The sequence below is a fragment of the Ochrobactrum sp. SFR4 genome (assembly GCF_019730395.1).
Lineage (GTDB): Bacteria > Pseudomonadota > Alphaproteobacteria > Rhizobiales > Rhizobiaceae > Pseudochrobactrum.
Genome location: NZ_JAAPBB010000003.1, coordinates 162,349 through 189,140, shown reverse-complemented (window position 1 = coordinate 189,140; position 26,792 = coordinate 162,349). Strand labels below are relative to the sequence as shown.

Below are 26,792 nucleotides of genomic sequence, written 5' to 3'. Positions count from 1 at the left end.
GACAGTCCAAGTTGAACCAACTTGACTGTGAAATGCTCTGCAAAAAGCCCCGCAAGTCAGACTTGCGGGGCTTTTGATTTTGTATTGCAGATGATTAGTGAGCCATGCCCACAACAGCATCATCATCGCCGGTTTTGGCAATGGCTGATACTTCCGGTTCAACCCATTCGATCGGCTCCGGCTTGCGGATCAGTGCATGTTCAAGCACCTCACCGACATAAGAGACCGGAATGATTTCCAATGCGTTTTTCACATTGTCCGGAATTTCAGCCAGATCCTTGGCGTTTTCTTCCGGAATCAGCACCTTCTTGATACCGCCACGCAGAGCTGCGAGCAGTTTTTCTTTCAGGCCGCCGATTGGCAGAACACGACCGCGCAATGTAACCTCACCGGTCATAGCAACGTCCTTGCGTACCGGAATACCGGTCAGCACAGAAACAATTGCCGTTACCATTGCTGTACCGGCAGACGGGCCATCCTTCGGTGTCGCACCTTCCGGTACGTGCACGTGGATGTCGCGCTTGTCGAACAGCGGAGGCTCGATGCCGAAATCCACCGCACGGGAGCGGACATAGGATGCCGCAGCCGAAATGGATTCCTTCATCACATCACGCAGGTTACCAGTCACGGTCATACGACCTTTACCCGGCATCATCACGCCTTCAATGGTCAGCAATTCGCCGCCCACTTCTGTCCATGCCAGACCGGTAACAACACCAACCTGATCTTCGCCGTCGATCTGTCCGTAACGGAACTTCATGACGCCGAGATAATCAGAAATATTATCCTTAGTCACATGAACCGACTTGGTCTTCTTACGTGCGATTTCCGTGACAGCTTTACGCGCCAGTTTCATCATTTCACGTTCAAGACTACGTACACCGGCTTCGCGGGTGTAGTGCTGGATCACAGCAAGAATGGCTGCTTCATCAACCGAGAATTCATTCGGCTGCAAAGCATGTTCCTTGATTGCCTTTGGCAGCAAATGCCGCTTGGCAATTTCAAGTTTTTCATCCTCAGTGTAACCGGCAATACGGATGATCTCCATACGGTCAAGCAGAGGACCCGGAATATTCAGTGAGTTTGCAGTCGTCACGAACATTACGTTGGACAGGTCATATTCGACCTCCAGATAATGATCCATGAAGGTTGCATTCTGTTCCGGATCCAGCACTTCCAGCATAGCCGATGACGGATCACCACGGAAATCCTGCCCCATCTTGTCAATCTCATCGAGAAGGAACAGCGGGTTGGACTTCTTGGCTTTCTTCATCGACTGCACAACCTTGCCCGGCATGGAGCCGATATAGGTTCTGCGGTGACCGCGGATTTCAGCCTCATCACGCACGCCGCCAAGCGACATACGCACATATTCACGACCGGTTGCCTTGGCAATTGAGCGCGCCAGCGAGGTCTTACCAACCCCCGGAGGGCCTACGAGACAGATGATCGGGCCTTTGATCTTGGCAGCGCGTGACTGTACCGCGAGATACTCGACAATGCGCTCCTTGACCTTATCCAGACCGAAATGTTCTGTATCCAGAACCTCCTCGGCAAAAGCCAGATCGGTTTTGACCTTGGACTTCTTGTTCCACGGCAGGGACAGCAGCCAGTCGAGATAGTTGCGCACCACTGTGGCTTCCGCCGACATCGGGCTCATCGACCGCAGCTTTTTCATTTCAGCCTGCGCTTTTTCCGCAGCTTCCTTGCTCAGCTTGGTCTTGGCAATGCGTTCTTCCAGCTCGGCCAGTTCATCCTTGCCGTCTTCACCGTCGCCCAGTTCCTTCTGGATCGCCTTCATCTGTTCGTTCAGATAATATTCGCGCTGGGTCTTTTCCATCTGGCGTTTAACACGCGAGCGGATGCGCTTTTCAACCTGAAGAACCGAGATTTCGGATTCCATATATTCCAGAGCTTTTTCAAGACGCTCACGAACCGACAGGATCGAAAGCATTTCCTGCTTTTCAGCAATCTTGATCGCCAGATGCGAGGCTACCGTATCGGCCAGTTTCGAATGATCGTCGATCTGACTGGTCGCACCAACAACTTCAGGCGAAATCTTCTTGTTCAGCTTTACGTAATTTTCAAAGTCGCTCATCACCGAGCGGGACAACGCTTCGATTTCCACCGGCTCTTCTTCCGGCAGTTCGAGAATGTCAGCATAGGCTTCGTGATAATCTTCACGGTCGCTGAATTTGGAAATCTTGGCGCGTGCAATACCTTCAACCAGCACTTTTACAGTGCCGTCCGGCAATTTCAGCAGCTGCAGCACATTGGCAACTGTACCGATTTCATAAATCGCGTCATTGGCCGGCTCATCGTCGGCAGCATTTTTCTGCGTAGCAAGCAGGATCTGCTTATCAACGCCCATCACTTCTTCAAGCGCACGGATTGATCTTTCGCGGCCGACAAAAAGCGGCACAATCATATGCGGGAAGACAACAATATCGCGCAATGGCAATACGGCATAGAGCCCGTCCTGACCACCCACCGATGTCTTCAACTCTGTATCCGTCATTTTAGGTCCTTTCCCGGGTTAACCACCCGATCGCCACACAATGATCCCCGTTTCATCAGCAAATCACTGTGTGCATCGACTGTATAATTGGCCACCCGTTGCCGCTATTTCAAGCACTGTTTATGCTTCATACAGCAGAATAAATCAGCGCATTTATGACCACCGGATCAAAATGCAATTTTCATGCTCATCTTTTAAAGCGGTTTCGCGGTTAAAGAAACGCCTAAAGTGCCGGTTTCGCCGTGTTTCCCCTATCGTCCACAATCCAGCACAATAAAATATGATATTTTAACTCATAAATATAAAAACATGGACTCTATAAATATGTCATCAAACGAAAAACGCTCAGGATTGCTCCTGAGCGTTTTTGATTTTCGTCACAGCTGACAGGCTGTTTGTTTCCTTAAGCGGAAACCGTGCCTTTTTCTTCCTTACGATCACCGTAGATGTAAAGCGGCTGCGCTTTGCCATCCACGACTTCGCCGGAAATAACCACTTCCTGAACACCTTCCAGTGTCGGCAGGTCAAACATGGTATCAAGCAGGATTTTTTCCATGATCGAACGCAGACCACGGGCACCGGTCTTACGCTCTACCGCACGGCCTGCGATTGCCAGCAGCGCATCTTCATGGAATGTCAGCTCAACATTTTCCATCTCGAACAGGCGCTGATACTGCTTCACCAGAGCATTTTTCGGCTCAGACAGGATTTTGACCAGAGAGGCCACATCCAGATCTTCCAGTGTCGCAATAACCGGCAGACGACCAACGAATTCCGGAATAAGACCGAATTTCACCAGATCTTCCGGTTCCAGCTCGTGGAAAATCGCACCGATACGGCGTTCATCCGGCGCTTTTACAGTTGCGCTGAAGCCGATGGAGGTCTTTTCGCCACGGGACGAAATGATCTTGTCGAGACCGGCAAATGCACCGCCGCAAATGAACAGGATATTGGTTGTGTCCACCTGCAGGAATTCCTGCTGCGGATGCTTGCGTCCGCCCTGCGGCGGTACGGAAGCCACAGTGCCTTCCATGATCTTCAGCAGGGCCTGCTGTACGCCCTCACCGGATACGTCACGGGTAATCGACGGATTATCGGCCTTACGGCTGATTTTATCCACTTCGTCGATATAGACGATACCGCGCTGCGCACGCTCGACATTGTAGTCGGCAGCCTGCAACAGCTTGAGAATGATATTTTCAACATCTTCACCGACATAACCGGCTTCGGTCAGTGTCGTGGCATCAGCCATGGTGAACGGCACATCAATGATGCGCGCCAGTGTCTGTGCCAGATAGGTCTTACCGCAACCGGTAGGGCCAACCAGAAGAATATTGGATTTTGCCAGCTCAACATCACCGCTCTTTGGCTGGTTAGCCAGACGCTTATAGTGATTATGAACCGCAACCGACAGAACACGCTTGGCATGGCTCTGACCGATGACGTAATCATCGAGAACCGCCATAATTTCCTGCGGAGTCGGAACACCTTCACGCGACTTCACCATCGAGGATTTGTTTTCCTCGCGGATGATGTCCATGCAAAGCTCGACGCACTCATCACAGATAAAAACGGTCGGCCCCGCAATCAGCTTGCGCACCTCATGCTGGCTTTTTCCGCAAAAGGAGCAATAGAGCGTATTTTTGGAATCGCCACCGCCGTTGCTGACTTTGCTCATCGCAGTTTCCTTTCAGTAATGGCCGCCCGCTGTCCGCAACAGGCACCAAGTTCTAACCGTCATGTCTTCCCGACCGAAACCGACACGAACGGCAGTCGTCTTTCTAGGCACAAGACCCAAACAATCACTTAACACAGCATTCAGAGCGTGCCGCATTACATTATACGCGTTGCGCTCGCTCTGGCTTTTTTTATTTCATTGCATGTTCGCGGACGTAAATGAGATCATTTAGCTGCGACATGCTTTAGCATAAACAGGCAAAAGACAGTTTTACAACCTGTCTACCGCACTGTTTTATACGACAGTACAGTAAAAGCGGTAATGGCAGAAAAAATGTGGCTAAAATTATACAATGCCGAAGATTTCTGCCGGAAAACCACTTGTTACGAAATTCCGGTCTTCAGAAAACTGATCCGCTTTAAAGGTAAAACGGATCAGAATCCAATTTATCAGTCTTTCTTTTCGCCGAGATCGCGTGATTCGATCACTTTGTCGATCAGGCCGAATTCGAGCGCTTCCTGAGCGGTCATGAAATGATCGCGATCAAGCGTACGCTCGATGGTTTCATAATCACGGCCGGTATGTTTGACGTAGATTTCATTGAGGCGGCGCTTCATCTTGATGATATCCTGCGCATGACGCTCGATATCAGAAGCCTGCCCCTGAAAACCGCCGGATGGCTGGTGAACCATGATACGCGCATTCGGCAGTGCCAGACGCTGACCGGTTGCACCGGCTGTCAGCAGCAGCGAGCCCATGGATGCCGCCTGCCCCATGCAGAGTGTGGAAACCGGAGGCTTGATGAACTGCATCGTGTCATAAATTGCCATGCCGGAAGTGACCACGCCACCTGGCGAATTGATGTACATTTCAATCGGCTTGTTCGGGTTTTCCGCTTCAAGGAACAAAAGCTGCGCGCAGATCAGCATAGCCATGCCGTCTTCAACCGGACCGTTCACGAAAATCACGCGTTCTTTCAGAAGACGCGAGAAAATATCATAGGCCCGCTCACCGCGTGCAGTCTGCTCAACCACCATCGGGACCAGATTCATAACGGTTTCAATTGGATCTCTCATCATTAACTGCCTTTGGCTATCGGAGAACGGAGCGAAACACTGCCGTCAGGATTCGTAATACTCAATACATAGGGCGAGGCGTACCCGTTTCGCAAGGTGTTGCGCTATAAACGCCCTATTCCGCCCCTGTCTAATCTTTCATGCTTACCGAAATCTAAATGACGGCAGATAGTCTGCACATCCTTAGCTGCGTTTTGTTACGGAGGCATATTTATCGCGGAATTTCTGCGCGGAACCGGCAGTCATATCCACATCAATAATCACCGAGCCGTCTTCCCCATCCTGACGACGCACATTGCTGCCATGGCGGTAAATCCAGTCAATCAGACCGAACTGATCCGGTTGCAGGCTGACCTGCACTTTTTCCATCGCACCGGAAATACGACCTTCAATCAAAGCCAGCAATTCAGGCGTACCCTGCCCCGTCAGCGCAGACAGCGGCAAAGGCCGCGCATCTTCATGACTGCCGCTGCTCAGATTCTCCGCACTATCCTGCATCGGTTCGCTCAAACGGTCGATCTTATTCCATATCTCAATGACACGCTCATCGCCTTTTTTAATGCCGAGACCACTGAGAATTGTTTCCACATCCTCAGCCTGTGCCGCATTGTCAGGGTCTGACATATCGCGCACATGCAGGATCAGATCCGCCTCAATCACCTCTTCCAGTGTCGCTTTAAACGCGGCAACCAGATGGTGCGGCAGGTTGGAAATGAAGCCAACTGTATCGGACAGGATGATCATATCGCCATGCGGCAGGCGCAGACGACGCAAAGTCGGATCAAGCGTCGCGAAAAGCATATCTTCCGCCAGCACATCAGCACCAGTCAGACGATTGAACAAAGTAGACTTGCCCGCATTGGTATAGCCAACCAGTGCGATGACCGGATGCGGCACCTTACGGCGTTTCTGACGGTGCAGCTGACGGGTACGCACAACTGTATCCAGTTCGCGTTTGATCCGCAGGATTTTCTCCTGCAGCATACGACGGTCGGCCTCGATCTGGGTTTCACCGGGACCGCCCATAAAGCCGCCGCCACCACGCTGACGCTCCAAGTGCGTCCAGCTACGAACCAGACGGCCTTTCTGATAATTCAGATGTGCCAGCTCAACCTGCAGGCTACCCTCACGGGTCTGCGCACGGCGACCGAAAATTTCCAAAATCAGACCGGTACGGTCGATGACCTTGACTTTCCATTCGCGCTCCAGATTGCGTTGCTGCACCGGTGTCAGCGGATGATCGACAATCACCAGCTCGATTTCTTCACGCTCAATGCGTTCAGCAATATCCTCAACCTTACCCGTGCCAAGCAGAGTGGCCGGACGCGGCTGGGAGGTCTGCACCAGAAAACTGTCGATAATTTTCAGATCAATCGCCCGTGCAAGTCCCGCAGCTTCTTCAAGCCGCGCTTCATCACTCCGGCGATATTTCGGGCGTTCGCTCTCATCCTGATCGACGACCAGCGCATAACGTTCCGGCAAAATCGGCACGACAACAAAAGCCCGTGTATCTTCTACTTTTGTTGTGAAAGGCTTTCTGCTGCTTTTCTGTTTAGCGCCATCATCATAATGATCATCGGATGATAATTCATATGTTTCTGGCATCTCTGTTTCTGGCGTCAGATCAGCTGCCGGATCATTGCGTTTTTTCAAATGTGTATCCTGATTTATGTATCGCCTTTGCCGGTCATTTTCATACCGGCACGGCTACTGTTCCCATCAGATAATCATCCGGGCTGCCTGCATCAATGAGCGCGCCTCAGATAATTATTCCCGTATTTACAAACAAATATATCCGCAGGCCTAGAGGCACTGCGGATATAAAAACATCTCGAAATTTCAGCAAACAGTCGTAATGACTTGTAATACTTACTCTTCTTCGCCTTCAAACATCTGCACAGGCTGACTTGGCATAATGGTTGAGATGGCATGTTTATATACCAGCTGTGAATGTCCGTCACGGCGCAGCAAGACGCAGAAATTATCAAAGGATGTGACAATACCTGTAAGCTTAACGCCATTAATCAAAAAGATCGTCAGAGAGATTTTTTGCTTACGTACAGAATTCAGAAAGAGATCCTGAAGATTTTGCGATCGTTCAGCCATTTTTTTATTCCTTTATTTCGATCCGCAACCAGCACTGATTTCGGGGAGACATCCACCCTGTTTACAAACATGCCGCCTGAAGCGCATAGTTCACAAACAGATCATTTCCGAAGAAACAGCAGAAAATCTTTCCTGCGTTCCGGTTTTATCATCTGCCCCAGATATTGCACCTGTATATTGATACAGAATCAATAGTTGCGGGAATAATCCCACATTCCGCAAAGGGTTAACAGGCCGCTATTTTTTGCGCAACGTCAAAATGTTGTATGCTGCCGGATGATTAGCTGCCGCACAGCCAAAACTATGCCATTCAGGCCAAATATATTTTATAACCGCCTGTACCGGACATTTCATGGCGCTTAAACAGTTTCCGTCAGCTCACCTGTTTGCTTCAGCATCCATTCATAGAAGCTGCCCTTACGTATAACCAGCTCTTCCGGACTTTTGCGATGCACATGAAAGCCGATAAATTCAGGATGATTCAGCGGCTCAAGACCATATTTCGGATCAAAAATGTTCAGGCAGTCACGCGCCGTCCAGTAATAGAAGCTCTCTTTAGGTGCCGCATCGTTAAAACAGTCATATTTCTTGGCCAGCCTTGAGATGCCGTCATTGCCAAAGATGGTGATGCCGATCATTGCAGGCGTCACTTCCTTACCAATGAGGCGGTACCAGAGCGGGCGTAAAACCCGTCTGCGCAAACCGAGCCATTTCGGCAGCGGATAATCACCGGCCATATAGGCATCAAACTCGGCAATCACCGGATGATCGGGCGGAAAATACAAAGCTGAAACACCGACGCGCTCCCTGTTTTCACGCGCCAGATAGGGTTTGGATGCATCCGGATGGAACTGCTTATGCAGATAGACATCTGTATCCAGCCACACACCCTGACGATGTTTCATCAGATTGATGCGAAAAATATCGCTGAACTGAACAATTGTCAGATTATCTTTCAGGTTTGGAAAACCGGGATCAAGACGGCGAAATGATTCAATCGGCATGATCGTTGCAGCGTCATGCTGCTCCACACCTTCCGGCAGATTTTCGACCGGCTGATAGCTGAACAGCTTAACCTTCTGTCCTGTTCTGACCATGGAAGTCAGGCACATATGATCCACCGGCCGTAATTGGCTGCCGTACCAGAATGTACAAATATCCATAAAGCATACTCAATTTATAGCATTGCCGAACCAAACAGCGGGAGCCTGCTTTGCGTCGGCAATACGTTAAAACAAACAGTCAAAGCAGTTCCAACGATGCAACAGAAACCGGAACTGCTCTGACATAAGGTCTTTAAAAGAAATCGAGACTCACGCGGAACATCTGTTCTACATGCTTCACCGCATCACTTGTTGCAAACATCACTACGCGGTCATTGCGGCGAATATGCAGATCACCATGTGGCTTAATAACTTTTCCGTCACGGTAAACCGCACCCACCCGCAGACCGGCCGGCAGGTCGATATTACGCAATGGCGCGCCGACTAATGGTGAAGTTTCAAGGGCTTCTGCCTCAATTAGCTCCGCCCGCCCGTCATAGACACTATGGACTGAGCGGATACGACCGCGCCGCACCTGCTGCAAAATCTTGGAAATCGTCACATTTTTCGGACTGACATAAGAATCAATACCAACCGTATGAATAAATTCCTGATAGGCAGAATTATTAATCAGCACCATATTCGACTTACAGCCAAGGCGCTTCGCCATAATCCCTGACAGAATATTCGCCTGATCCTGATTGGTCAGCGCCACCATCAGATCAGCATCCTGAACTTCTGCCTCGCGCAGCAATTCCTGATCCAGCGCACTGCCGTTGAGCACAATTGTCTTATCCAGCTCATCCGCCACAAAAGCCGAACGCTCACGATTATGTTCAATGATTTTCAGCCGCGTATGCGGCTGGCGCTCTTCCATCTTTTTCGCAACATAGAGCCCGATATTACCGCCACCGGCGATAATGATCCGTCGCGCCTCAGGTTTATCATGACCGAACAGGCCGAGCGTACGGCGCACCTGCTCTACCGTTGTCACCACATAGGCCAGATCGCCTGCCAGCAGGTGATCCTCGGAATGCGGCACAAACAGCTTGTCATTACGCACCACACCAACCACCGTTGACGGCAGGTCAGGAAACAGATCGGTCAGCTGTTTCAGCGGTGTGTTGATGATCGGGCAGTCTTCCATACACTCAATGGCAAAAGCGACCACTTTGTCATCGGCAAAGCGCAACACATCGGAAGCACCCGGCAAAGCGATACGGCGCAGCACCATGTCGCCGACTTCCAGTTCCGGCGAAATCACCACATCAATCGGCATATTATCGCGCGAAAACATCTCCTGATACTGCTTTTGCAGATAGGTCTGCGCACGGATACGGGCAATTTTGGTCGGCACATTAAACAGCGAATGGGCAACCTGACAGGCCACCATATTGATTTCGTCGTAAAGCGTAACGGCGATAATCATATCTGCTTCATCGGCACCGGCCGCTTCCAGCACATCCGGATGCGAGCCGTGACCGACAAAACCGCGCACATCAAGCAGATCACGCACGGCGTGGATCAGCTTTTCCGATGTATCAATCACCGATACATCGTTATGTTCCGCAGCGAGCCGCTCAGCAATACCGAAGCCGACCTGACCGGCACCGCAGATAATGATGCGCATAATTACACTCCGAGCGACTTGAGTTTACGGTGCAGAGCGGAACGCTCCATACCCACAAACTCAGCCGTACGTGAAATATTACCGCTGAAACGGTTGATCTGTGCGACCAGATATTCCTTTTCAAACATTTCACGCGCTTCACGCAGCGGCAGTGCCATAATATGCTGGTCTGAATCTGTCGGTGTGCGCGGCAACGTATCACCGATTTCCGCCGGCAGCAGATCAGCCGTTACCGGCGCATCCACATCATCACCGCGCGCCAAAATCATCAGGCGTTCCACATTGTTACGCAGCTGGCGCACATTGCCGGGCCAGCTATGGGATTGCAGAACCGCCATCGCATCATCGCTGATACGGCGCGGCTTGATACCGGCCTGTTCAGCCACCTGATTGATGAAGAAGGAGACCAGTGACGGAATATCATCGCGGCGCTGTGCCAGTGGCGGCACCTGCACCGGAACAACCGCCAGACGATGGAACAGGTCTTCACGGAACAGCCCTTCGGCAATCATACCTTCAAGATTCTGAGCCGTAGAAGAAATGATACGCACATCAACCTTCACGCGCTTGGTTCCGCCAACACGTTCAAATTGCTGATCAACCAGAACGCGTAAAATCTTGTTCTGGGTTTCGCGCGGCATATCGGCAATTTCGTCGAGATAGAGAATACCGCCATGCGCCTCTTCCAGTGCGCCGACCTTGCGTTCCCCACCGTCCATTTCAGTACCGAAAAGCTCGATTTCCATGCGTTCGGGCGTAATAGCAGCGGCATTCACAGTCACGAAAGGTCCGCTAGCACGGCTCGACTGCCCATGAATGGCACGCGCCACCATTTCCTTGCCCGACCCCGAAGGACCGGTAATCATGATACGGCTGTTGGTCGGTGCTACACGTTCAATGGTCTGGCGCAACTGGTTCATCGCCAGCGAATTGCCAAGCAGTTCGAATGTCTCACCGGAGCGTTTGCGTAAATTAGAAACTTCGCGCTTGAGGTTTGATGTTTCCAGTGCCCGCTCTGCCACGAGGATCAGACGATCTGCCTTGAACGGCTTTTCGATAAAATCATAAGCACCGCGACGGATAGCCGAGACAGCAGTTTCAATATTACCGTGGCCGGAGATCATCACAACCGGTAAATCCGGATGCAGTTTTTTGATTTCATCCAGCAATGCCAGCCCGTCCAGACGGCTGCCCTGCAACCAGATGTCCAGAAAAATCAGCCGTGGTACACGATCATTGATCGCGGCCAATGCGCTGTCCGCATCAAAAGCGGTACGGGTTTCGTGACCTTCGTCGCTTAAAATACCAGCAACCAGATCACGGATGTCCGTTTCATCATCAACGACGAGAATATCAGAAGCCATTTAATCCACCTGCCTTGTTCCCATTATCCCGCAGATTTACCACAAAGTGATCTATCCGCAGGTATTTATCATTCAGCTGCCTGCATCTGTCTGTCATGCCTGCAACTCCTCACTTATATCTGTCCCTGCCATACCCGCGCCTGTAATACCCGGTGGCGTTGCAGGGAAAACCATACGGATCATCGCACCTCTGCCCTGATAGAAATCAGCCGGTGCATCATGCAGTTCCATATGCCCGCCATGATCTTCAACAATTTTACGGACAATCGCGAGACCAAGGCCGGTGCCTTTTTCGCGTGTTGTCATATAAGGCTCCAGCAACCGTTGCCGGTTATCACCGGGCAAACCTTTGCCATTATCAATCACATCGACAATCAGCTGATCCTTGTCCTGATAGGCTTTCAGCAAAATATGTCCGTGATAATTATCTTCATCAGTAACCGCTTCAATAGCCTCACTAGCATTCTTGATAATATTACCAAAAGCCTGACCAAGCAGACGACTGTCAAAATGGCCATAGAGCGGCACTTCACTCAATTGCTGCTCAAAACTGATTTCACTGCGGCTGACTTCCACCAAGAATGCAGCTTCTTTCAGCGAATCCCGCAAATCGATGGTTTCCATTTTCGGCTTCGGCATCCGTGCAAAAGACGAGAATTCATCCACCATACGGCCAATATCACCGACCTGACGGATGATCGTTTCCACGCACTGGTCAAAAACCTCACGATCCTCAGTAATAACCTTGCCATAACGGCGGCGGATACGTTCGGCAGAAAGCTGGATCGGCGTTAACGGGTTCTTGATCTCATGGGCGATACGGCGCGCCACATCAGCCCATGCCGTTGAGCGCTGCGCTTGCACCAGATCAGTAATATCATCAATCGTAACGACATAGGAGCGTTCATCGCCTGTACCGTCCTCAATCGTGATCTGCACATTGAAGGTACGCGTCAGACCGCCACGCATCATCGACACCTGATCGCGGTAAACCGCGCGGCCGGAATCATGCGCCACTTCAAAAACCTGTCCGATTTCCGGAATATGCGTGCTCAGGCTGGTGCCGATAACCTCATCCGTCTCAAGGCAGAACATCTGCTCTGCCGAGCGGTTGACGATATTAATCAGCCCCAGCGCGTCCACACCGATCACCGCAGCGGTCACACCGGACAACACAGCCTCGGAAAAGCGACGACGCTCATCAATCTGGTCTTTGGCTGCCAAAAGATCCGTACGCTGACTTTTCAGTTCAGCAACCATGTTGTTGAAAGTGCCGGATAATGCGCCGAGATCACCGTCACTGGAACGCACCGGCACGGAAATATCCAGATTACCGACAGCCACTTCATCAGCAGCACCGATCAGCTGGCGGATCGGCCGCACCAGACGGTCTGCCACAGCAATACCTGTCCAGATAGCCGGTAGCAAAACAATCAGCATCAGGCCGAAATAAAGCAGGGCAAAGATCACCTGCGTCGGGATACGGTTCGCCTCCATATCCTGATAGCGCTTGGTGTTCGCCTCCATCAGACGCATGGAATCGAGAATTTGCGCATCAACCGCACGTACGGTGTAGAGATACACATCGGGTATCTCACGCATTTTGATAATCGCGCCAACGAAGTTACTGGTCGGACCCGGCGGGATAATCACCGGATTGCCGTCCCGTGCCGTTTCAACCGCCTCTGACGGCGGTTGCGGCAGATTTGCGCCGCCCTGCTCGCTGCGCAAGGCAACAGAGCCGTCTTCGCGCAATAATTGTGCGCCAAGCAGACCACGACCCAGCGCCTGCAAGGTCATCAGCTGCACAAAACCGTTACGATCGAGACTATAGAGCGTGCGTTGCGCATCCATATCCTGCAGCATGGAATAGGTCGTGCTTTGCAGGTTACGTGCGGTTTCATTGATATAACCATTGGCAAGGCTGATCGATGAATTGACGATATTGCGCGTATTGGTTTCAAACCAGCGATCCAGCCCGAGGTTGAGCGTTACACTGGCAACAATCGCCACAACAATCGCCGGAACTGCCGCAATCAGCGAGAACAGCGCCACAATGCGCACATGTAAACGCGCGGCAGCACGGCCATGGCGACGCGCCTGTGTGATGCGGAAAATCTCGCGAATAATCAGCGCCAGCAAACTGACGACCAGCACCACATTGATGATGATCAGCGTCAAGGTCACATGCAGATCAGGAACAATCGGCGTAACACCGATCATAATCAGAAAGGAGACAAGTGACGCAATGATCGACAGGACAACAATGATCACACCCGGAAGAGCCAGCAAACGTCTTTGTTCACTCACCCGTGCAGGTTTAAATTCGCGCAACCACTCAAGCAGACTCGTCTTATCCATTCTGTTAATCTATTATAAACCGTTGCCGTCATGCAACAGAATGTTGCACATATGCAACGATATCGCTGCTGATCCTCACTATATTAGCTATTCCTGAAAATATTGAGGTCATGATCGCGGATTTTTTTGCGCAGCGTATTGCGGTTCAGACCCAGTAATTCTGCGGCCTTGATCTGATTGCCGGATGTGGCTGTTAAACTTGCAGCCAGCAGCGGATATTCAATCTCGTGCAAAATCCGGTCATAGAGCCCCTGCGGCGGTAATTCACCGTTGAAGGAGGCAAAATACTGCCGCAGATAAATCTCTGTTGCTTCACGTAAATTGGTGATCTGATCGGCTTTCAGCCCTGTCTCATCTGCATGCAATGACGGCGGCAAATGCTGTAATTCGTGACGGATAATCTCCGCATTGATTTCATCCTGCGGATAGAGTGCCGCGAGCCTGCGCACCAGATTTTCCAGCTCGCGCACATTGCCGGGCCATGAGTAATGGCGCAGCGCAGCAAGTCCCTCGGCACTGATCTGTTTCGGCGACAGGCCTTCCTTTTCCACCAGACGGAAAAAATGCTGCACCAGATCCGGCACATCCTCGCTGCGCTCGCGCAATGGCGGCATACGCAGCGGCACCACATTGAGCCGGTAGTATAAATCTTCGCGGAACTGCCCCTTATGAATCGCTTTGAGCAAATCCTTATTCGTCGCCGCCACAATACGCACATCGGTTTTAATCGGCGTGCGCCCACCAACAGTCATATATTCGCCCTGCTGAAGCACGCGCAACAAACGCGTCTGCGCCTCCATCGGCATATCGCCGATTTCATCGAGAAACAACGTACCACCATTGGCCTGCTCAAAACGACCTGAAAAACGCTGCTGCGCGCCGGTAAATGCCCCTTTTTCATGACCGAATAATTCAGATTCAATCAGATCACGTGGAATAGCTGCCATATTGATCGCCACAAACGGCCCATTACGGCGGCGGCCATATTCATGCAAAGCGCGGGCAACCAGCTCCTTACCCGTACCGGACTCACCGGTAATCATCAGCGTCAGATCAGTCTGCATCATACGCGCCAGCACACGATAGACATCCTGCATCGCGACCGAGCGACCGACAAGCGGCATATTCTCCGCCTGCTCGTCCACATCCTGTTTTGTCTGCACCGGTTTTGGTTCGGACAGTGCGCGACGCAGCAGACTTACCATTTCGCTCAGGTCGAATGGTTTCGGCAGATAATCATAGGCACCGGCCTCCGAGGCGCGGATAGCTGTCATGAAAGTGTTTTGCGCACTCATCACCACAACCGGCAGGTCGGGGCGCGCTTTGCGGATACGTGGCAGGATTTCAAACACAGAACCGTCCGGCATATTCACGTCGCTGATCACCAGATCACCTTCGCCGCTCGTAATCAGCGCCCAGAGCGCTGCACGGTTACTGGCAAGGCGCACAGCATAACCTGCTCTGCTCAGCGCCTGATTGAGCACTGTACGCATGGCTGCATCATCTTCAGCAACGATGATTACCAGTTCATTCAATGCCTCACTCCCACATATATAAATATTATATTACATCACATTAGATCGATATTTTAATATTTAAATTTAGATAACCGCACTGTCCTGTTTCCATATCGGCAGCAAAATACGAAAGATGGTTTTTCCTGAAAAACTTTCGCACTCAATCATACCGCCATGATCTGCAATGATCTTCGCAACCAGCGGCAAGCCCAAACCGGAGCCATTGGTTTTGGTGGTAATAAACGGATCAAACAGGATCGGCAGAATATCCGGTGCGACACCTCCGCCATTATCAATCACGCAATATTCCAGCGGCAGAGACAGGCGTTCACCCGTCGCCGGTACGATCATATGCATACCGGCTTTATAGGCAGAGGTCAGAAGGATCTCGCCCTTTCGCCCCGTGCGTTCTTCCGGCTCAATCGCCTCAGCCGCATTTTTAATCAGGTTGAGAAAGACCTGTATCAACTGATCCCGATTGCCCCAGACACGTGGCAAGGACGGATCATATTCCTCACGAATAGTGACGTGAGAGGCGAAGCCATGACTGGCCAGTGTTTTGACATGCCCCAGAACGGTATGCAGATTGACGGCAGAGCGCTCAATCGGACGCTCATCAGAAAACACATTCATCCGGTCGACCAGAGCGACAATACGGTCGGCCTCATCACGGATCAGCTGGGTCAGCTCGCAATCTGCTTCGTTGGCAGCATCGCGGGCAGACATTTCCAGCAATTGCGCCGCACCGCGAATGCCCGAAAGCGGATTTTTGATTTCATGCGCCAGCATTGCCGCCAGACCGGTGACTGAGCGTGCCGCACCACGATGACTCATCTGGCGATTGAGCTTCTCCGCCATGGCTGTTTCTTTAAACAGGATAACCACGTGATCCGGTATTTCACTGACCGGCGTTACCTGCACATCCACCATACGCTCTGTGCCCATACGCGGCGACGACAGATCAATATGATATTCATTAACCGCTGTACCGCTTTGAATAACTTGCGTAATCAGTCCGATCAGCGGGCTTGCAGGCGGCAGAAAATAATTAAGACCATGGCGCTTCAAAATCCCAGCACTGGAGCGGAAAAAAACTTCTGCCTGCGCATTCGCATAAATAATCTGTCCTGCAGCATCTGCCATTATTACCGCTTGCGGCAATGTATTCAGCACGTGATCGGACAGAGAAAATGCTATAGCGTCCATCAGGCGGCATCCTTCAGGGATTTTGCTCCTGCGACCGGTGACAGGCCGGTAAAAATATCAGTGAGAATAGCTGATACTTCCTGCACATTGCCTGAGGTCATCAGCGCCTTCGTGACTGTATCTGGCACATTGGAAGTATGGCGCTCCATATACCAGCCCAGATGTTTGCGGGCATGGCGGGCACCGGTTTTCTCACCATAATGTTCCAGCATGGCGTGATAATGTGCGAGAATATAATCGCTCAGATTTTGCGGTGCGGCACCATGTGGCAAACCATTCAGTTCGCTTGCGACCTGCCCCGCCAGCCAAGGCTGGCCATAGGCGGCACGGCCAATCATCACCGCATCCGCACCGGAGCGCTGCATAATTTCCTGCACATCCGCAGCACTGCCAACATCGCCATTGGCAACAAGCGGTACAGAGATCACATCACGTACGGCGCGGATAGCATCCCAATCGGCATGACCGGTATAGAACTGACAGCGCGTGCGGCCATGCACGGTAATCATCTGCACACCGGCATCAACAGCACGTCGTGCCAGTTCCGGTGCATTAATGGAATTGTGATCCCAGCCAAGCCGCATTTTCAGCGTTACCGGCACTTTCACCGCTTGCACGGTCGCTTCAATCAGCGTCAACGCATGATCCAGATCGCGCATCAATGCTGAGCCGGAATAACCGCCGGTTACCTTTTTGGCAGGGCAGCCCATATTAATATCGACAATATCCGCACCTTCTGCTTCGGCAATCTTGGCGGCCTCGCCCATCCAATGTGCTTCGCGCCCAGCGAGCTGCACCACATGGGTCTGCAGATCACCGCGCTCCATCCGCTTACGACTTTCAGAATGATGATTGCACAGCTCCGCACTGGCCACCATTTCCGAGACCACCAGCCCCGCACCGGCCTCCCACGCCCGACGGCGAAACGGCAAGTCGGACACACCGGACATCGGCGCCAGAAATACGCGATTACGGATTTCCACGTTTCCGATCTTCAATGGCAGGGTTGCAGTCGTCATCATTAGCCTAAAAATTGTGCAATATTAAAAACGCTCAAACTTTAAGCAGATTTATAGGTTTTATCATCTTCATGCAAGAAAAAGCGGATATTTTCCAAAGAGCTTTAAAGATCATACGATTATCAAAAAAACATCACTGGTATTTAACACCATGAGGCGGTATTCGCTATAAACAGAGGTGTGACAGCTCGGAAAGGCTTTTCTCATTCGCACAGCAGCAGTTATAGTCGCCGCAGGACGCGGAGAACGCGCCGGTCAGAGCACCGAAGGCCCTAAACAATATCGCCGCATCGGCGGTCAGGCCGTGCTGGCGCATACTTTACGTACCTTTCTGGCTTGCGAGCAGATTTCGCCCGTTGTTGTGGTCATCCATACCGACGATCACGATCTTTATCATGCTGCACTGAAACGCGCTGAGATTGATGCCTCGCGCCTGAAGCTTGTGACCGGCGGCCCGACACGACAGGAATCCACCCGCCTCGGCCTGCTCGCTTTGTGCGATGATACGCCGGATTATGTGATGATCCATGATGGTGTGCGCCCTTTTATCACCCAAGATTTGCTCAAGCGCATTATGATAACCCTGCACCCGCAAACCGGTGTGCTACCTGCGCTTGCCGTTTCCGACACGCTGAAACAGGCCGGCGGCGATGCATTGGTCACCAAAACCGTACAGCGCGCAGGACTATTTGCTGCGCAGACACCGCAGAGTTTTCCGTTCGTGCCAATTCTCGATGCGCATAATTCAGCATTTGCATTAGGGCGCACTGATTTCACCGATGATGCCGCCATTGCAGAATGGCAGAGCATTCCTGTTCGTGTTGTCGAAGGCTCAGCCGACAATACTAAAATTACATGGGCAAAGGATATTGAAATGGCTGATCAGCGCTTGCGTCAGGATATGGTTGCTTTTCCGGACATTCGCACGGGCAATGGTTATGACGTGCACAGTTTCGAGGCAGGTGACCATGTGTGGCTTTGCGGCGTGAAAATTCCGCATACACATAAGCTCAATGGTCACTCTGATGCCGATGTGGCGCTGCATGCACTGACGGATGCCCTACTTGCCACTCGCGGCGCAGGTGACATCGGCACGCATTTCCCACCGTCTGATCCGCAGTGGAAAGGCGCAGCTTCACGGCAGTTTGTTGAGTTTGCAGTTAAAACCGTGCGCGAAGCCGGTGGACGTATTGCTAATGCCGATATTACACTGATTGCCGAAGAGCCGAAAATCGGCCCGCATCGTGAAGCCATGACCGCAGAACTCAGCGATATGCTCGGCGTCAGCGCTGACCGCGTTTCGGTCAAAGCCACGACCAATGAGAAAATGGGCTTTGTCGGCCGCAAGGAAGGCATTGCTTCAATCGTAACCGTCAGCGTCATCTATCCGGGTGAAGTGCCCGCATAAAGGAAGAAGATCATGAGTTTGATTGCAGAAGAGCAGGCCCTCGCCGTTCTTGATGCCTGCCGCAAGGCTCAGCTCATGATTACCACGGCCGAATCCTGCACCGGCGGCATGATTGCCGCCGCACTGACCGACATTGCCGGTTCCTCCGATGTGGTGGATTGTGGTTTTGTCACCTATAGCAATGAAGCCAAAGCTTCACTGATCGGTGTTTCTCACAGCCTATTGCTTGAATTTGGTGCCGTATCCAAACCAGTCGCCATCGCCATGGCCGAAGGTGCGCTGAAACATGCCCCTCAGGCTGGTATCTCAGTTGCAGTGACCGGCGTTGCAGGTCCTTCCGGTGGTAGCGCTGAAAAGCCGGTCGGGTTGGTACATATTGCCTGCGCCGGACAAAATTTTGAAACACTGCATCTGGAATGCCGCTTCGGCGACCAATCGCGCGACGCTATCCGGTTAGCCACAGTGCATGCTGCTTTTGCTCTTATTCTCGGGGCATTGGCCGGCGAAACAGAAGAAAACATATAATAATTTATCTGAATGCTCGTAAATTGCTGACGCCAATACGGATGCAAGCATTATAGCCTGACGACGGATGCCGGTGACCTTTTTCTCTCAAAGAATCCTCTGCCTGCGTATTGAGGACGGAGGACGTCCATATAGAGTTAGAAATGCAGCATTAAAGCTCCTGATACTACCAAATCCTGCCTGAAACGCGATCTCAGACAGATGAAAGTCCGTCTCATCGAGCAAACGTTTGGCGCGTCCTATGCGAAGAGTTTGTGCCATCTGAACCGGTGAAGCACCAATATGGCGGGCGAATAATCGTGAAAGATGCCGCGTACCAATACCGAGTGACGCTGCAAGCTCATGCACAGAACCGCTGTCAAGCGCACCACTCTCAATCATTTTCAAAGCCCGCTCCACGGTTGTTCGTGTTCCTTTCCATGCGGGACAGAATGGCGCTGTTTCAGGCCGGCACCTCAAACAAGGCCGATACCCTGCCCGTTCAGCTGCTGCGGCTGAGGGATAATAACTAACATTTTTTGTCAGCGGATGTTTCACCGGACAAACAGGGCGACAATAAATGCCGGTGGTGCGAACAGCAGTAAAAAACAGCCCGTCATAAGCCGGATCACGCCGTAAGCGCGCTTCATTACAAGTATCGAAATCAAACATAATCCAACTCTACCACTCTATCAGCAACAGAAGTGAGACTTTGCAGATGATGAAGTCTGAAAACCGCCAGCACTATACGACAAAAACAAATAAATATGCTGGCAAAATTATCATGAGAGGATTGCACGATGCGAATGACATATCAGGATTGGGGGCTATTGTTTCTGTTGTCTATCCTCTGGGGCGGAGCGTTCTTTTTTGCTGCCGTAGCAGTAAGAGAGCTACCGCCTTTGACAGTCGTGATATCCCGTACAGCTATTGCGGCTTTGGTACTTGCCGTCATACTTCGTTTGCGCAGTGAAGGCTGGCCGTTCACGGGACGTATGTTTCACACTTTCTTTATCATGGGGCTTCTGAACAATCTTCTGCCATTCAGCCTGCTTTTCTGGGCCCAGACTATGATCCCCAGCGGTCTTGCTTCAATCCTGAATGCTACCACGCCGATCTTTTCCATCATTGTCGCGCATTTTCTTTTAACAGATGAACGTATGGCTCTGAATAAGGTAATAGGTATCGTCTTTGGGTTTGTGGGCGTTATAATCCTGCTTGGCGGAAATCTTCTCAACAACCAAGGATTTGCTTTAACAGGTATGCTCGCCTGTCTCGGCGCTGCACTCTCTTATGGATTTGCAGCAACATATGGCCGTCGTTTCAAAACAATGGGCTTTTCCGCGACACAAGTAGCGTTTGGTCAACTTACAGCAACAACATTCATGATGGTTCCCGTTGTTTTCATGTTCGACAAGCCCTGGAGTTTGCAAATGCCAAGTCTTTCCGTTATCGCGGCTATTCTAATGCTGGCTATCGTATCAACAGCTTTGGCCTATATAATCTTCTTTCGACTTCTGGCATCTGCAGGAGCCGTCAATACCGCACTTGTTACCTTGCTTATTCCGGTCAGTGCCATTTTACTCGGAGTATTATTTTTAGATGAATCTTTGGCAATGCGCCATTACGCCGGAATGATGCTCATTGCAGCTGCATTACTGGCAATCGACGGAAGGGTCTTTTCTTTTATAAACGGCCGTAAACAATAATATTGTTGGCTTTGGCCACTTTAATTCGTTGGTTTGCCATATTGCCTGCAGGCGTTAAATAAGGTCGTTCATATCAGGCTTGTACGCCATAAATCTGATCGGCGCGTTTTTCAAAAGCTTCCGCAAATTTGCGGAAAGCCAGATCAAACATTGAGCCCATTACCAGACCAAGCGTGCGGCTCTTAAATTCATAATCAATGAAGAAATCCACATCGCTATGCGTACCGTCACCGACCGGTACAAATGTCCAGCGGTTGTCGAGATAGCGGAACGGGCCGTCAATATATTTGACTTCAATCACCCGCTCGTCCGGCTTGAGCAGCACCTGTGTGGTGAATGTCTCACGGATCAATTTGTAGCCGACAGTCATGTCGGCCACCAGTAATGTCTTGCCATCGCGCTCTTTACGCGAACGGATGGTCAATGCTTCACACATCGGTACAAATTGCGGATAAGTTTCAACATCCGCGACGAGAGCAAACATTTGCTCCGCGCGGTGCTGAACCTGACGTGTGGCAGTAAATTGCGGCATGATCTATAAGTTTTAGTTACGGCTGGCGATCAGCGCTTCACGGGCGGCACGCAGCTTGGCAAAATCATCACCCGCATGGTGCGAAGAGCGTGTCAGCGGGCTGGAAGCAACCAGCAGGAAGCCTTTGGTTTTACCAATCGTTGCAAAAGATTTGAACTCATCCGGTGTCACATAGCGAATAACCGCATGGTGCTTACGGGTTGGCTGCAGATACTGACCAATGGTCATGAAATCCACATCAGCCGAGCGCAGATCATCCATCAGCTGGAGCACTTCATTGCGCTCTTCACCCAGACCAACCATGATACCGGATTTGGTGAAAATGGTCGGATCGAGTTCTTTCACGCGCTGCAACAGACGCAGGGAGTGGAAGTAACGGGCACCCGGACGCACTTTCAGATAGTTGGACGGCACTGTTTCCAGATTGTGGTTGAACACATCCGGACGCGCCTTAACAACGATCTCCAGAGCACCTTCCTTACGCAGGAAGTCCGGTGTCAGAATTTCAATCGTAGTCTGCGGGCTGGCTGCACGGATTGCATGAATCACTTCAGCAAAATGCTGTGCGCCGCCATCGGCCAGATCATCGCGGTCAACGGAGGTGATAACCACATGGGTCAGCCCCATCTGCTTCACGGCCTTGGCCACATTTTCCGGTTCATTCGGGTCAAGAGTGGTCGGAATACCGGTCGATACGTTACAGAACGCGCAGGCACGGGTGCAGATTTCACCCATGATCATGAATGTCGCGTGTTTCTTATCCCAGCACTCGCCGATATTCGGGCAACCGGCTTCCTCGCATACTGTGACAAGCTTGTTAGAGCGCACAATATCGCGGGTCTCGCCATAGCCGCGCGAAGTCGGAGCTTTCACGCGAATCCAGTCAGGCTTTTTCAAAAGTGCTGTGTCGGGCCGGTTGGCCTTCTCAGGATGACGAAGGCGTTTTCTGTCGTCGTTAACGGTGTCCAGAAGCGTAACCATATGTCTTTCCCAAAACGGCCGTTGCGGCCTTCAGATTTCGTAACACCGGAAAGTCCGGCCAGAATATTGCGCTTGCATAGCAGGCAGGATGAACAAGGTAAACTACAAGCTTCAAACCCTGCTCTTATCAAAACTGATAACAGCTCATATAAGCCGTCAGCTTTTATATACAACCGGTCTCAACGTCGCGCCGCTTCACCGATTGCCTTGAACACCAGTGCCCAGATCAGGCCGAAACAAAATCCGGCCAGCCCCAGCGCCAATGTTACACTCCATACGCCATACCAGCCCGAGAGTGCATAGCCATTGATTGAAATCACATTGCCGGACAGAAAGCTGAGTGTCGACACACCAAAACCAAGCCCCAGACCGATCAGTGTTGAATATTTCAGCACTGTCAGCGCGGCTTTGCGATAGGGTGATCCGTCTTTAATCAGCGGCAATTGCAATCCTTCTCAAGAGTGAAACCGGCCTGAATTTTATCATCAGGCCGGAAATCATTATCAGGCGTTCAGAACTTTACCATAAGCATCCAGCACGCTTTCCTTCATCATTTCTGACAAGGTAGGATGCGGGAATACGGAATGCATCAGTTCTTCTTCGGTGGTTTCGAGATTCATTGCAATCACGAAGCCCTGAATAAGTTCGGTCACTTCAGCGCCAACCATGTGTGCGCCGAGCAGCTGACCGGTCTTCTTGTCGAAAATGGTCTTAACCAGACCCTGATCTTCACCAAGAGCAATTGCCTTGCCGTTTGCAGCAAACTGGTAGCGGCCAACACGGATATCAAAGCCCTGCTCTTTGGCCTTGGCTTCCGTCAGACCAACGGAAGCAACCTGCGGGTTACAATAGGTGCAGCCCGGAATTTTGCCCTTATCCAGTGTATGAACATTCGGCACACCGGCAATCTTCTCAACACAGATAACGCCTTCGTGCTCGGCTTTATGCGCCAGCATCGGAGGACCGGCAACGTCGCCGATTGCATAAATACTTTCGACATTGGTTTTACCGTAGCCGTCAATCACCACGCAACCGCGATCAGTTTTAACGCCGAGTGCTTCAAGACCAAGATTTTCAATATTGCCGACAACACCGACAGCCGAGATCATGCGGTCAGCCGTGATTTCCTGCACCTTGCCGTCATTGGTTTCAACTCTGGCGGTGACTGAATTCGCGCCTTTGACCACTTTGGTCACTTTGGCTTCGGTGATGATCTTCATGCCCTGCTTTTCAAGCAGCTTACGGGCAAAAGTCGAGATTTCCGCATCTTCAACCGGCATAATGTTTTTCATGACTTCAACAACAGTCACGTCAACGCCCATGGTGCGGTAGAAGGAAGCAAATTCGATACCAATAGCACCGGAACCCATAACCAGCAGGCTCTTTGGCAGTTCTTGCGGAACCATTGCTTCGAAATAGGTCCAGATCAGCTTGCCATCCGGCTCAATGCCAGGCAGCGCACGAGGGCGCGCACCGGTTGCCAGAATGATGTGTTTGGCAGTGTAAGTACCTTCACCCAAAACGCCTTTAGGTACCGGATTCTGTGGCAGCATCGGCTGTTTGGTGGTTTTGGAAACCACGATTTCAGCAGGCTTACCGGCGGATGCGCCTTTGGTGACTTTGGCTTCACCCCAGATCACATCGATCTTGTTCTTCTTCATCAGGAAGGCAACGCCGCCATTGAGGCGCGCTGACACACCGCGCGAACGGGCAACAACTGCCTTCACATCCGCGCTGATTTTACCTTCGAGCATCAGGCCGTAATCCTTGGCATTTTCACCGAAGTGCAGAATTTCAGCCGAGCGCAGCAGAGCTTTGGTCGGAATACAGCCCCAGTTAAGGCAGATACCGCCAAGATGCTCACGTTCAACAATCGCGGTTTTAAGTCCGAGCTGAGCGGCACGGATAGCAGTTACATAACCGCCGGGACCGGAACCGACCACGATAACGTCGTAATTGTTGGACACGCTCATTCTCCTTGAATGGTTTCTATGCCGGTTACCGGCGCATCATTCATTTTATCTATTGGCTTTCGCGTATCTTGTCCGAAAACCGCTTCACACTTTTCGGGATACGCTCTTATAACTACAAACCCAAGATCAGGCGCACAACAGGCTCCAGCGCCTGCCCGATTGCCCGTGTATTCTCTGCATCCAGATGCACGCCATCCAGTGGTGTGGTCTTGGCAACGCCGGATGCATCAAAGAAATTGCATTCCGTCTCATCCGCCAAATCCGACAGCAGCAGCCCCAGCTTGCGCGATTCCGTAATACCACCGGCAAAGAGCGCAGCAAAAAACGGATCAGCACTCTCAGTGATATGGGGCGGAGCCACAATCAGAATATCCGGCACCGCATAGCCTTCACGATACGGATGGCTGCGAATTTGCTGGATCAGCCTGCGCATACCGCAATGGCTGGAAAAAGCATCACCAACAACCTGCGGCTTCATATCATTGCTGCCGAGCAAAATGATCACCAGATCAAGCGGCGCATGAGTACCCAGCAATGTCGGCAGAATGCGTGAACCGTTACGGTCTTCCGGTGCGGTATAATCGTCAAAAGCGGTGGTGCGGCCGTTCAGACCTTCAGCGATCACATGCGCCTGAGAACCGAGCGCCTTCTGCAAAACAGACGGCCAGCGATCTTCAAGTGGCAGACGTGCACCATCCGGTGCCTGATAGCCCCATGTCAGTGAATCACCAAAACATAAAACTGATTTCATGTTCGCGCCTTTTGCGGGAAAGCAACGGCGCCCCAGAAATCTGAGGCGCCTGTCTTTTCTTAGACCAGCATGCCGAGCGGGTTTTCAATGTAGTTCTTGAAAACCTTCGCCAGTTCCGCAGCCAGCGCACCATCAACGGCGCGGTGATCGGTGGAAAGCGTGACGGACATTACGGTTGCTACAGCCAGTTCGCCGTTTTTGACAACGGCGCGCTGTTCACCGGCACCAACTGCAAAGATGGTTGCATGTGGCGGATTGATGATGGCTGCAAAGTCTTTAACGCCGAACATACCGAGGTTGGATACCGAAGTGGTGCCGCCCTGATATTCTGTTGGCTTCAGCTTACGATCGCGGGCACGCTTGGCCAGATCTTTCATCTCATTAGAGATGGCAGACAGAGCCTTGGTTTCTGCACCGCGAACGATTGGTGTGATCAGGCCACCCGGAATGGAAACGGCAACGCCGACATCCGCATGCTTGTGCTTGACCATGCCTGCATCAGTCCAGGAAACATTGGCTTCCGGAATATCGCGCAGTGCCAAAGCCGTTGCCTTGATCACAAGATCATTGACCGAAAGCTTGTAAGCAGGCACTTCGCCTTTTTCGGTTTTGATCATTGGTGCCGCAGCATTGAGCTGTGAACGCAGCGCCAGCAGAGCATCCAGTTCGCAATCAATCGTCAGATAGAAATGCGGAACAGTCAGCTTGGATTCCATCAAACGGCGCGCAATAACCTTACGCATACCGTCATGCGGTACCAGCTCGTATGAACCTTCCTCAAACATTTTGAGAGTGGCTTCATCCGAAGCGCCGGATACGGCAACCTGAGGTGCTGCAGCAGAAGCAACCGGCTTGGCAGGAGCTTTAACGCCGGAAGCAATCGCAGCTTCAACATCCTTGCGGATGATGCGGCCGTGCGGACCGGTGCCGGAAACAGCAGCCAGTTCCACGCCTGCATCCTTAGCAACGCGACGTGCCAGCGGCGAAGCGAACAAACGCTCACCCTTGGTAACAGGTGCAGCAACCGGAGCCGGAGCAGCAGCAGGCGCAGGTGTCGCTGCCGGAGCCGGCGCAGCTGGTGCCGATGCGGATACTGGTGCAGCGGCTTCAGCTTTTGGCGCTGCGGCAGGTGCATCGCCTGAAGCTGCTTTCGCAGCTTCAGCAACATCTTCACCGTCTTCTGCCAGAACGGCGATCAGGGCATTGACCTTCACGCCTTCAGTTCCGCCGGCAACAACCAGCTTGGCCACGATACCTTCATCAACAGCTTCCACTTCCATGGTCGCCTTATCGGTTTCGATCTCGGCAATAACGTCACCTGCGGAGACTTTATCGCCTTCTTTAACCAGCCATTTTGCCAGATTACCTTCTTCCATCGTCGGAGAAAGAGCCGGCATCGTGATTTTGATAGCCATG

At 51.6% G+C, this 26,792-nt stretch carries 22 protein-coding genes; 3 read left to right on the top strand and 19 right to left on the bottom strand.

Annotated elements, in window-relative coordinates:
- Positions 1–94 precede the first annotated feature (94 nt).
- The 12 genes from lon to dusB form a co-directional block, all read right to left on the bottom strand.
- The gene (gene lon, locus HBA93_RS04970) at positions 95–2,518 is read right to left on the bottom strand and encodes an endopeptidase La (RefSeq protein WP_075655370.1); all 2,424 of its coding nucleotides are present in this window, start codon (positions 2,516–2,518) and stop codon (positions 95–97) included.
- A gap of 403 nt (positions 2,519–2,921) precedes the next feature.
- Positions 2,922–4,196: an ATP-dependent Clp protease ATP-binding subunit ClpX gene (gene clpX, locus HBA93_RS04965; RefSeq protein ID WP_075655371.1), complete on the bottom strand. Its 1,275-nt coding sequence runs from the start codon at positions 4,194–4,196 to the stop codon at positions 2,922–2,924.
- A gap of 449 nt (positions 4,197–4,645) precedes the next feature.
- A complete protein-coding gene (locus HBA93_RS04960; protein ID WP_022712351.1) occupies positions 4,646–5,272 on the bottom strand; it encodes an ATP-dependent Clp protease proteolytic subunit in 627 nt (208 codons plus the stop codon).
- Between the two features lie 183 nt (positions 5,273–5,455).
- Positions 5,456–6,877 (bottom strand): GTPase HflX, encoded by a 1,422-nt coding sequence (gene hflX / locus HBA93_RS04955; protein WP_221722644.1) that lies wholly within the window; start codon positions 6,875–6,877, stop codon positions 5,456–5,458.
- 264 nt (positions 6,878–7,141) lie between these two features.
- Positions 7,142–7,378, bottom strand: coding sequence for an RNA chaperone Hfq (gene hfq / locus HBA93_RS04950; RefSeq protein ID WP_022712353.1), 237 nt, complete (start codon positions 7,376–7,378; stop codon positions 7,142–7,144).
- 359 nt (positions 7,379–7,737) lie between these two features.
- A complete protein-coding gene (locus HBA93_RS04945) occupies positions 7,738–8,541 on the bottom strand; it encodes a capsular polysaccharide synthesis protein (protein WP_221722525.1) in 804 nt (267 codons plus the stop codon).
- Positions 8,542–8,674: 133 nt separating this feature from the next.
- Positions 8,675–10,051, bottom strand: a complete 1,377-nt coding sequence (trkA, locus tag HBA93_RS04940; protein WP_075655375.1) for a Trk system potassium transporter TrkA — start codon at positions 10,049–10,051, stop codon at positions 8,675–8,677.
- Between the two features lie 2 nt (positions 10,052–10,053).
- Positions 10,054–11,415 carry a nitrogen assimilation response regulator NtrX gene (gene ntrX, locus HBA93_RS04935; protein ID WP_121992626.1) on the bottom strand — a complete coding sequence of 454 codons (1,362 nt, stop codon included), beginning with the start codon at positions 11,413–11,415 and terminating at the stop codon, positions 10,054–10,056.
- 93 nt (positions 11,416–11,508) lie between these two features.
- Complete coding sequence (locus HBA93_RS04930) at positions 11,509–13,776, bottom strand: sensor histidine kinase NtrY-like (RefSeq protein ID WP_221722524.1); 2,268 nt, start codon at positions 13,774–13,776, stop codon at positions 11,509–11,511.
- An 83-nt stretch (positions 13,777–13,859) separates the two neighbouring features.
- Positions 13,860–15,269 carry a nitrogen regulation protein NR(I) gene (ntrC, locus tag HBA93_RS04925; RefSeq protein WP_502910047.1) on the bottom strand — a complete coding sequence of 470 codons (1,410 nt, stop codon included), beginning with the start codon at positions 15,267–15,269 and terminating at the stop codon, positions 13,860–13,862.
- A 108-nt stretch (positions 15,270–15,377) separates the two neighbouring features.
- Entirely contained in the window at positions 15,378–16,499 is a 1,122-nt protein-coding gene (locus HBA93_RS04920) for a two-component system sensor histidine kinase NtrB (protein WP_221722522.1), read from the bottom strand.
- Positions 16,499–17,518, bottom strand: coding sequence for a tRNA dihydrouridine synthase DusB (dusB, locus tag HBA93_RS04915; RefSeq protein WP_221722643.1), 1,020 nt, complete (start codon positions 17,516–17,518; stop codon positions 16,499–16,501). Before dusB ends, HBA93_RS04920 begins: the two co-directional genes overlap by 1 nt.
- A 205-nt stretch (positions 17,519–17,723) precedes the next feature.
- On the opposite strand from dusB, the gene HBA93_RS04910 reads away from it, so the two are divergent.
- Positions 17,724–18,926 carry a bifunctional 2-C-methyl-D-erythritol 4-phosphate cytidylyltransferase/2-C-methyl-D-erythritol 2,4-cyclodiphosphate synthase gene (locus HBA93_RS04910; RefSeq protein WP_221722642.1) on the top strand — a complete coding sequence of 401 codons (1,203 nt, stop codon included), beginning with the start codon at positions 17,724–17,726 and terminating at the stop codon, positions 18,924–18,926.
- 9 nt (positions 18,927–18,935) lie between these two features.
- Positions 18,936–19,451, top strand: coding sequence for a CinA family protein (locus tag HBA93_RS04905; RefSeq protein ID WP_221722641.1), 516 nt, complete (start codon positions 18,936–18,938; stop codon positions 19,449–19,451).
- An 87-nt stretch (positions 19,452–19,538) separates the two neighbouring features.
- Here HBA93_RS04905 and HBA93_RS04900 read toward each other — a convergent pair whose 3' ends face one another.
- The gene (locus HBA93_RS04900; RefSeq protein ID WP_122092147.1) at positions 19,539–20,102 is read right to left on the bottom strand and encodes a bifunctional transcriptional activator/DNA repair enzyme AdaA; all 564 of its coding nucleotides are present in this window, start codon (positions 20,100–20,102) and stop codon (positions 19,539–19,541) included.
- A gap of 134 nt (positions 20,103–20,236) precedes the next feature.
- Here HBA93_RS04900 and HBA93_RS04895 point away from each other — a divergent pair, with 134 nt between their 5' ends.
- Positions 20,237–21,139, top strand: coding sequence for a DMT family transporter (locus tag HBA93_RS04895; RefSeq protein ID WP_121992921.1), 903 nt, complete (start codon positions 20,237–20,239; stop codon positions 21,137–21,139).
- A 73-nt stretch (positions 21,140–21,212) separates the two neighbouring features.
- Here the strand turns inward: HBA93_RS04895 and HBA93_RS04890 are convergent, their stop codons facing one another.
- The 6 genes from HBA93_RS04890 to HBA93_RS04865 all read right to left on the bottom strand — a co-directional run bounded on the left by HBA93_RS04890 (position 21,213) and on the right by HBA93_RS04865 (position 26,791).
- Positions 21,213–21,671, bottom strand: coding sequence for a type II toxin-antitoxin system RatA family toxin (locus tag HBA93_RS04890; RefSeq protein WP_121992633.1), 459 nt, complete (start codon positions 21,669–21,671; stop codon positions 21,213–21,215).
- 12 nt (positions 21,672–21,683) lie between these two features.
- Entirely contained in the window at positions 21,684–22,652 is a 969-nt protein-coding gene (gene lipA, locus HBA93_RS04885; protein ID WP_213597690.1) for a lipoyl synthase, read from the bottom strand.
- A 179-nt stretch (positions 22,653–22,831) separates the two neighbouring features.
- On the bottom strand, positions 22,832–23,029 hold the full coding sequence (locus HBA93_RS04880; RefSeq protein WP_028233977.1) for a hypothetical protein: 198 nt from the start codon (positions 23,027–23,029) through the stop codon (positions 22,832–22,834).
- Positions 23,030–23,155: 126 nt separating this feature from the next.
- Complete coding sequence (gene lpdA / locus HBA93_RS04875; RefSeq protein WP_221722521.1) at positions 23,156–24,619, bottom strand: dihydrolipoyl dehydrogenase; 1,464 nt, start codon at positions 24,617–24,619, stop codon at positions 23,156–23,158.
- A 118-nt stretch (positions 24,620–24,737) separates the two neighbouring features.
- Positions 24,738–25,376 carry an SGNH/GDSL hydrolase family protein gene (locus HBA93_RS04870; RefSeq protein WP_221722520.1) on the bottom strand — a complete coding sequence of 213 codons (639 nt, stop codon included), beginning with the start codon at positions 25,374–25,376 and terminating at the stop codon, positions 24,738–24,740.
- A 59-nt stretch (positions 25,377–25,435) separates the two neighbouring features.
- Positions 25,436–26,791: a pyruvate dehydrogenase complex dihydrolipoamide acetyltransferase gene (locus HBA93_RS04865; RefSeq protein ID WP_221722519.1), complete on the bottom strand. Its 1,356-nt coding sequence runs from the start codon at positions 26,789–26,791 to the stop codon at positions 25,436–25,438.
- Position 26,792: the final 1 nt, after the last annotated feature.

What these genes read in the sequence shown, in the direction of transcription:
- lon (WP_075655370.1), bottom strand. Translation starts at nt 2,518, where the DNA reads ATGACGGATACAGAGTTGAAGACATCGGTGGGTGGTCAGGACGGGCTC.
- clpX (WP_075655371.1), bottom strand. Translation starts at nt 4,196, where the DNA reads ATGAGCAAAGTCAGCAACGGCGGTGGCGATTCCAAAAATACGCTCTAT.
- HBA93_RS04960 (WP_022712351.1), bottom strand. Translation starts at nt 5,272, where the DNA reads ATGAGAGATCCAATTGAAACCGTTATGAATCTGGTCCCGATGGTGGTT.
- hflX (WP_221722644.1), bottom strand. Translation starts at nt 6,877, where the DNA reads ATGCCAGAAACATATGAATTATCATCCGATGATCATTATGATGATGGC.
- hfq (WP_022712353.1), bottom strand. Translation starts at nt 7,378, where the DNA reads ATGGCTGAACGATCGCAAAATCTTCAGGATCTCTTTCTGAATTCTGTA.
- HBA93_RS04945 (WP_221722525.1), bottom strand. Translation starts at nt 8,541, where the DNA reads ATGGATATTTGTACATTCTGGTACGGCAGCCAATTACGGCCGGTGGAT.
- trkA (WP_075655375.1), bottom strand. Translation starts at nt 10,051, where the DNA reads ATGCGCATCATTATCTGCGGTGCCGGTCAGGTCGGCTTCGGTATTGCT.
- ntrX (WP_121992626.1), bottom strand. Translation starts at nt 11,415, where the DNA reads ATGGCTTCTGATATTCTCGTCGTTGATGATGAAACGGACATCCGTGAT.
- HBA93_RS04930 (WP_221722524.1), bottom strand. Translation starts at nt 13,776, where the DNA reads ATGGATAAGACGAGTCTGCTTGAGTGGTTGCGCGAATTTAAACCTGCA.
- ntrC (WP_502910047.1), bottom strand. Translation starts at nt 15,269, where the DNA reads ATGCGTACAGTGCTCAATCAGGCGCTGAGCAGAGCAGGTTATGCTGTG.
- HBA93_RS04920 (WP_221722522.1), bottom strand. Translation starts at nt 16,499, where the DNA reads ATGGACGCTATAGCATTTTCTCTGTCCGATCACGTGCTGAATACATTG.
- dusB (WP_221722643.1), bottom strand. Translation starts at nt 17,518, where the DNA reads ATGACGACTGCAACCCTGCCATTGAAGATCGGAAACGTGGAAATCCGT.
- HBA93_RS04900 (WP_122092147.1), bottom strand. Translation starts at nt 20,102, where the DNA reads ATGTTTGATTTCGATACTTGTAATGAAGCGCGCTTACGGCGTGATCCG.
- HBA93_RS04895 (WP_121992921.1), top strand. Translation starts at nt 20,237, where the DNA reads ATGACATATCAGGATTGGGGGCTATTGTTTCTGTTGTCTATCCTCTGG.
- HBA93_RS04890 (WP_121992633.1), bottom strand. Translation starts at nt 21,671, where the DNA reads ATGCCGCAATTTACTGCCACACGTCAGGTTCAGCACCGCGCGGAGCAA.
- lipA (WP_213597690.1), bottom strand. Translation starts at nt 22,652, where the DNA reads ATGGTTACGCTTCTGGACACCGTTAACGACGACAGAAAACGCCTTCGT.
- HBA93_RS04870 (WP_221722520.1), bottom strand. Translation starts at nt 25,376, where the DNA reads ATGAAATCAGTTTTATGTTTTGGTGATTCACTGACATGGGGCTATCAG.
- HBA93_RS04865 (WP_221722519.1), bottom strand. Translation starts at nt 26,791, where the DNA reads ATGGCTATCAAAATCACGATGCCGGCTCTTTCTCCGACGATGGAAGAA.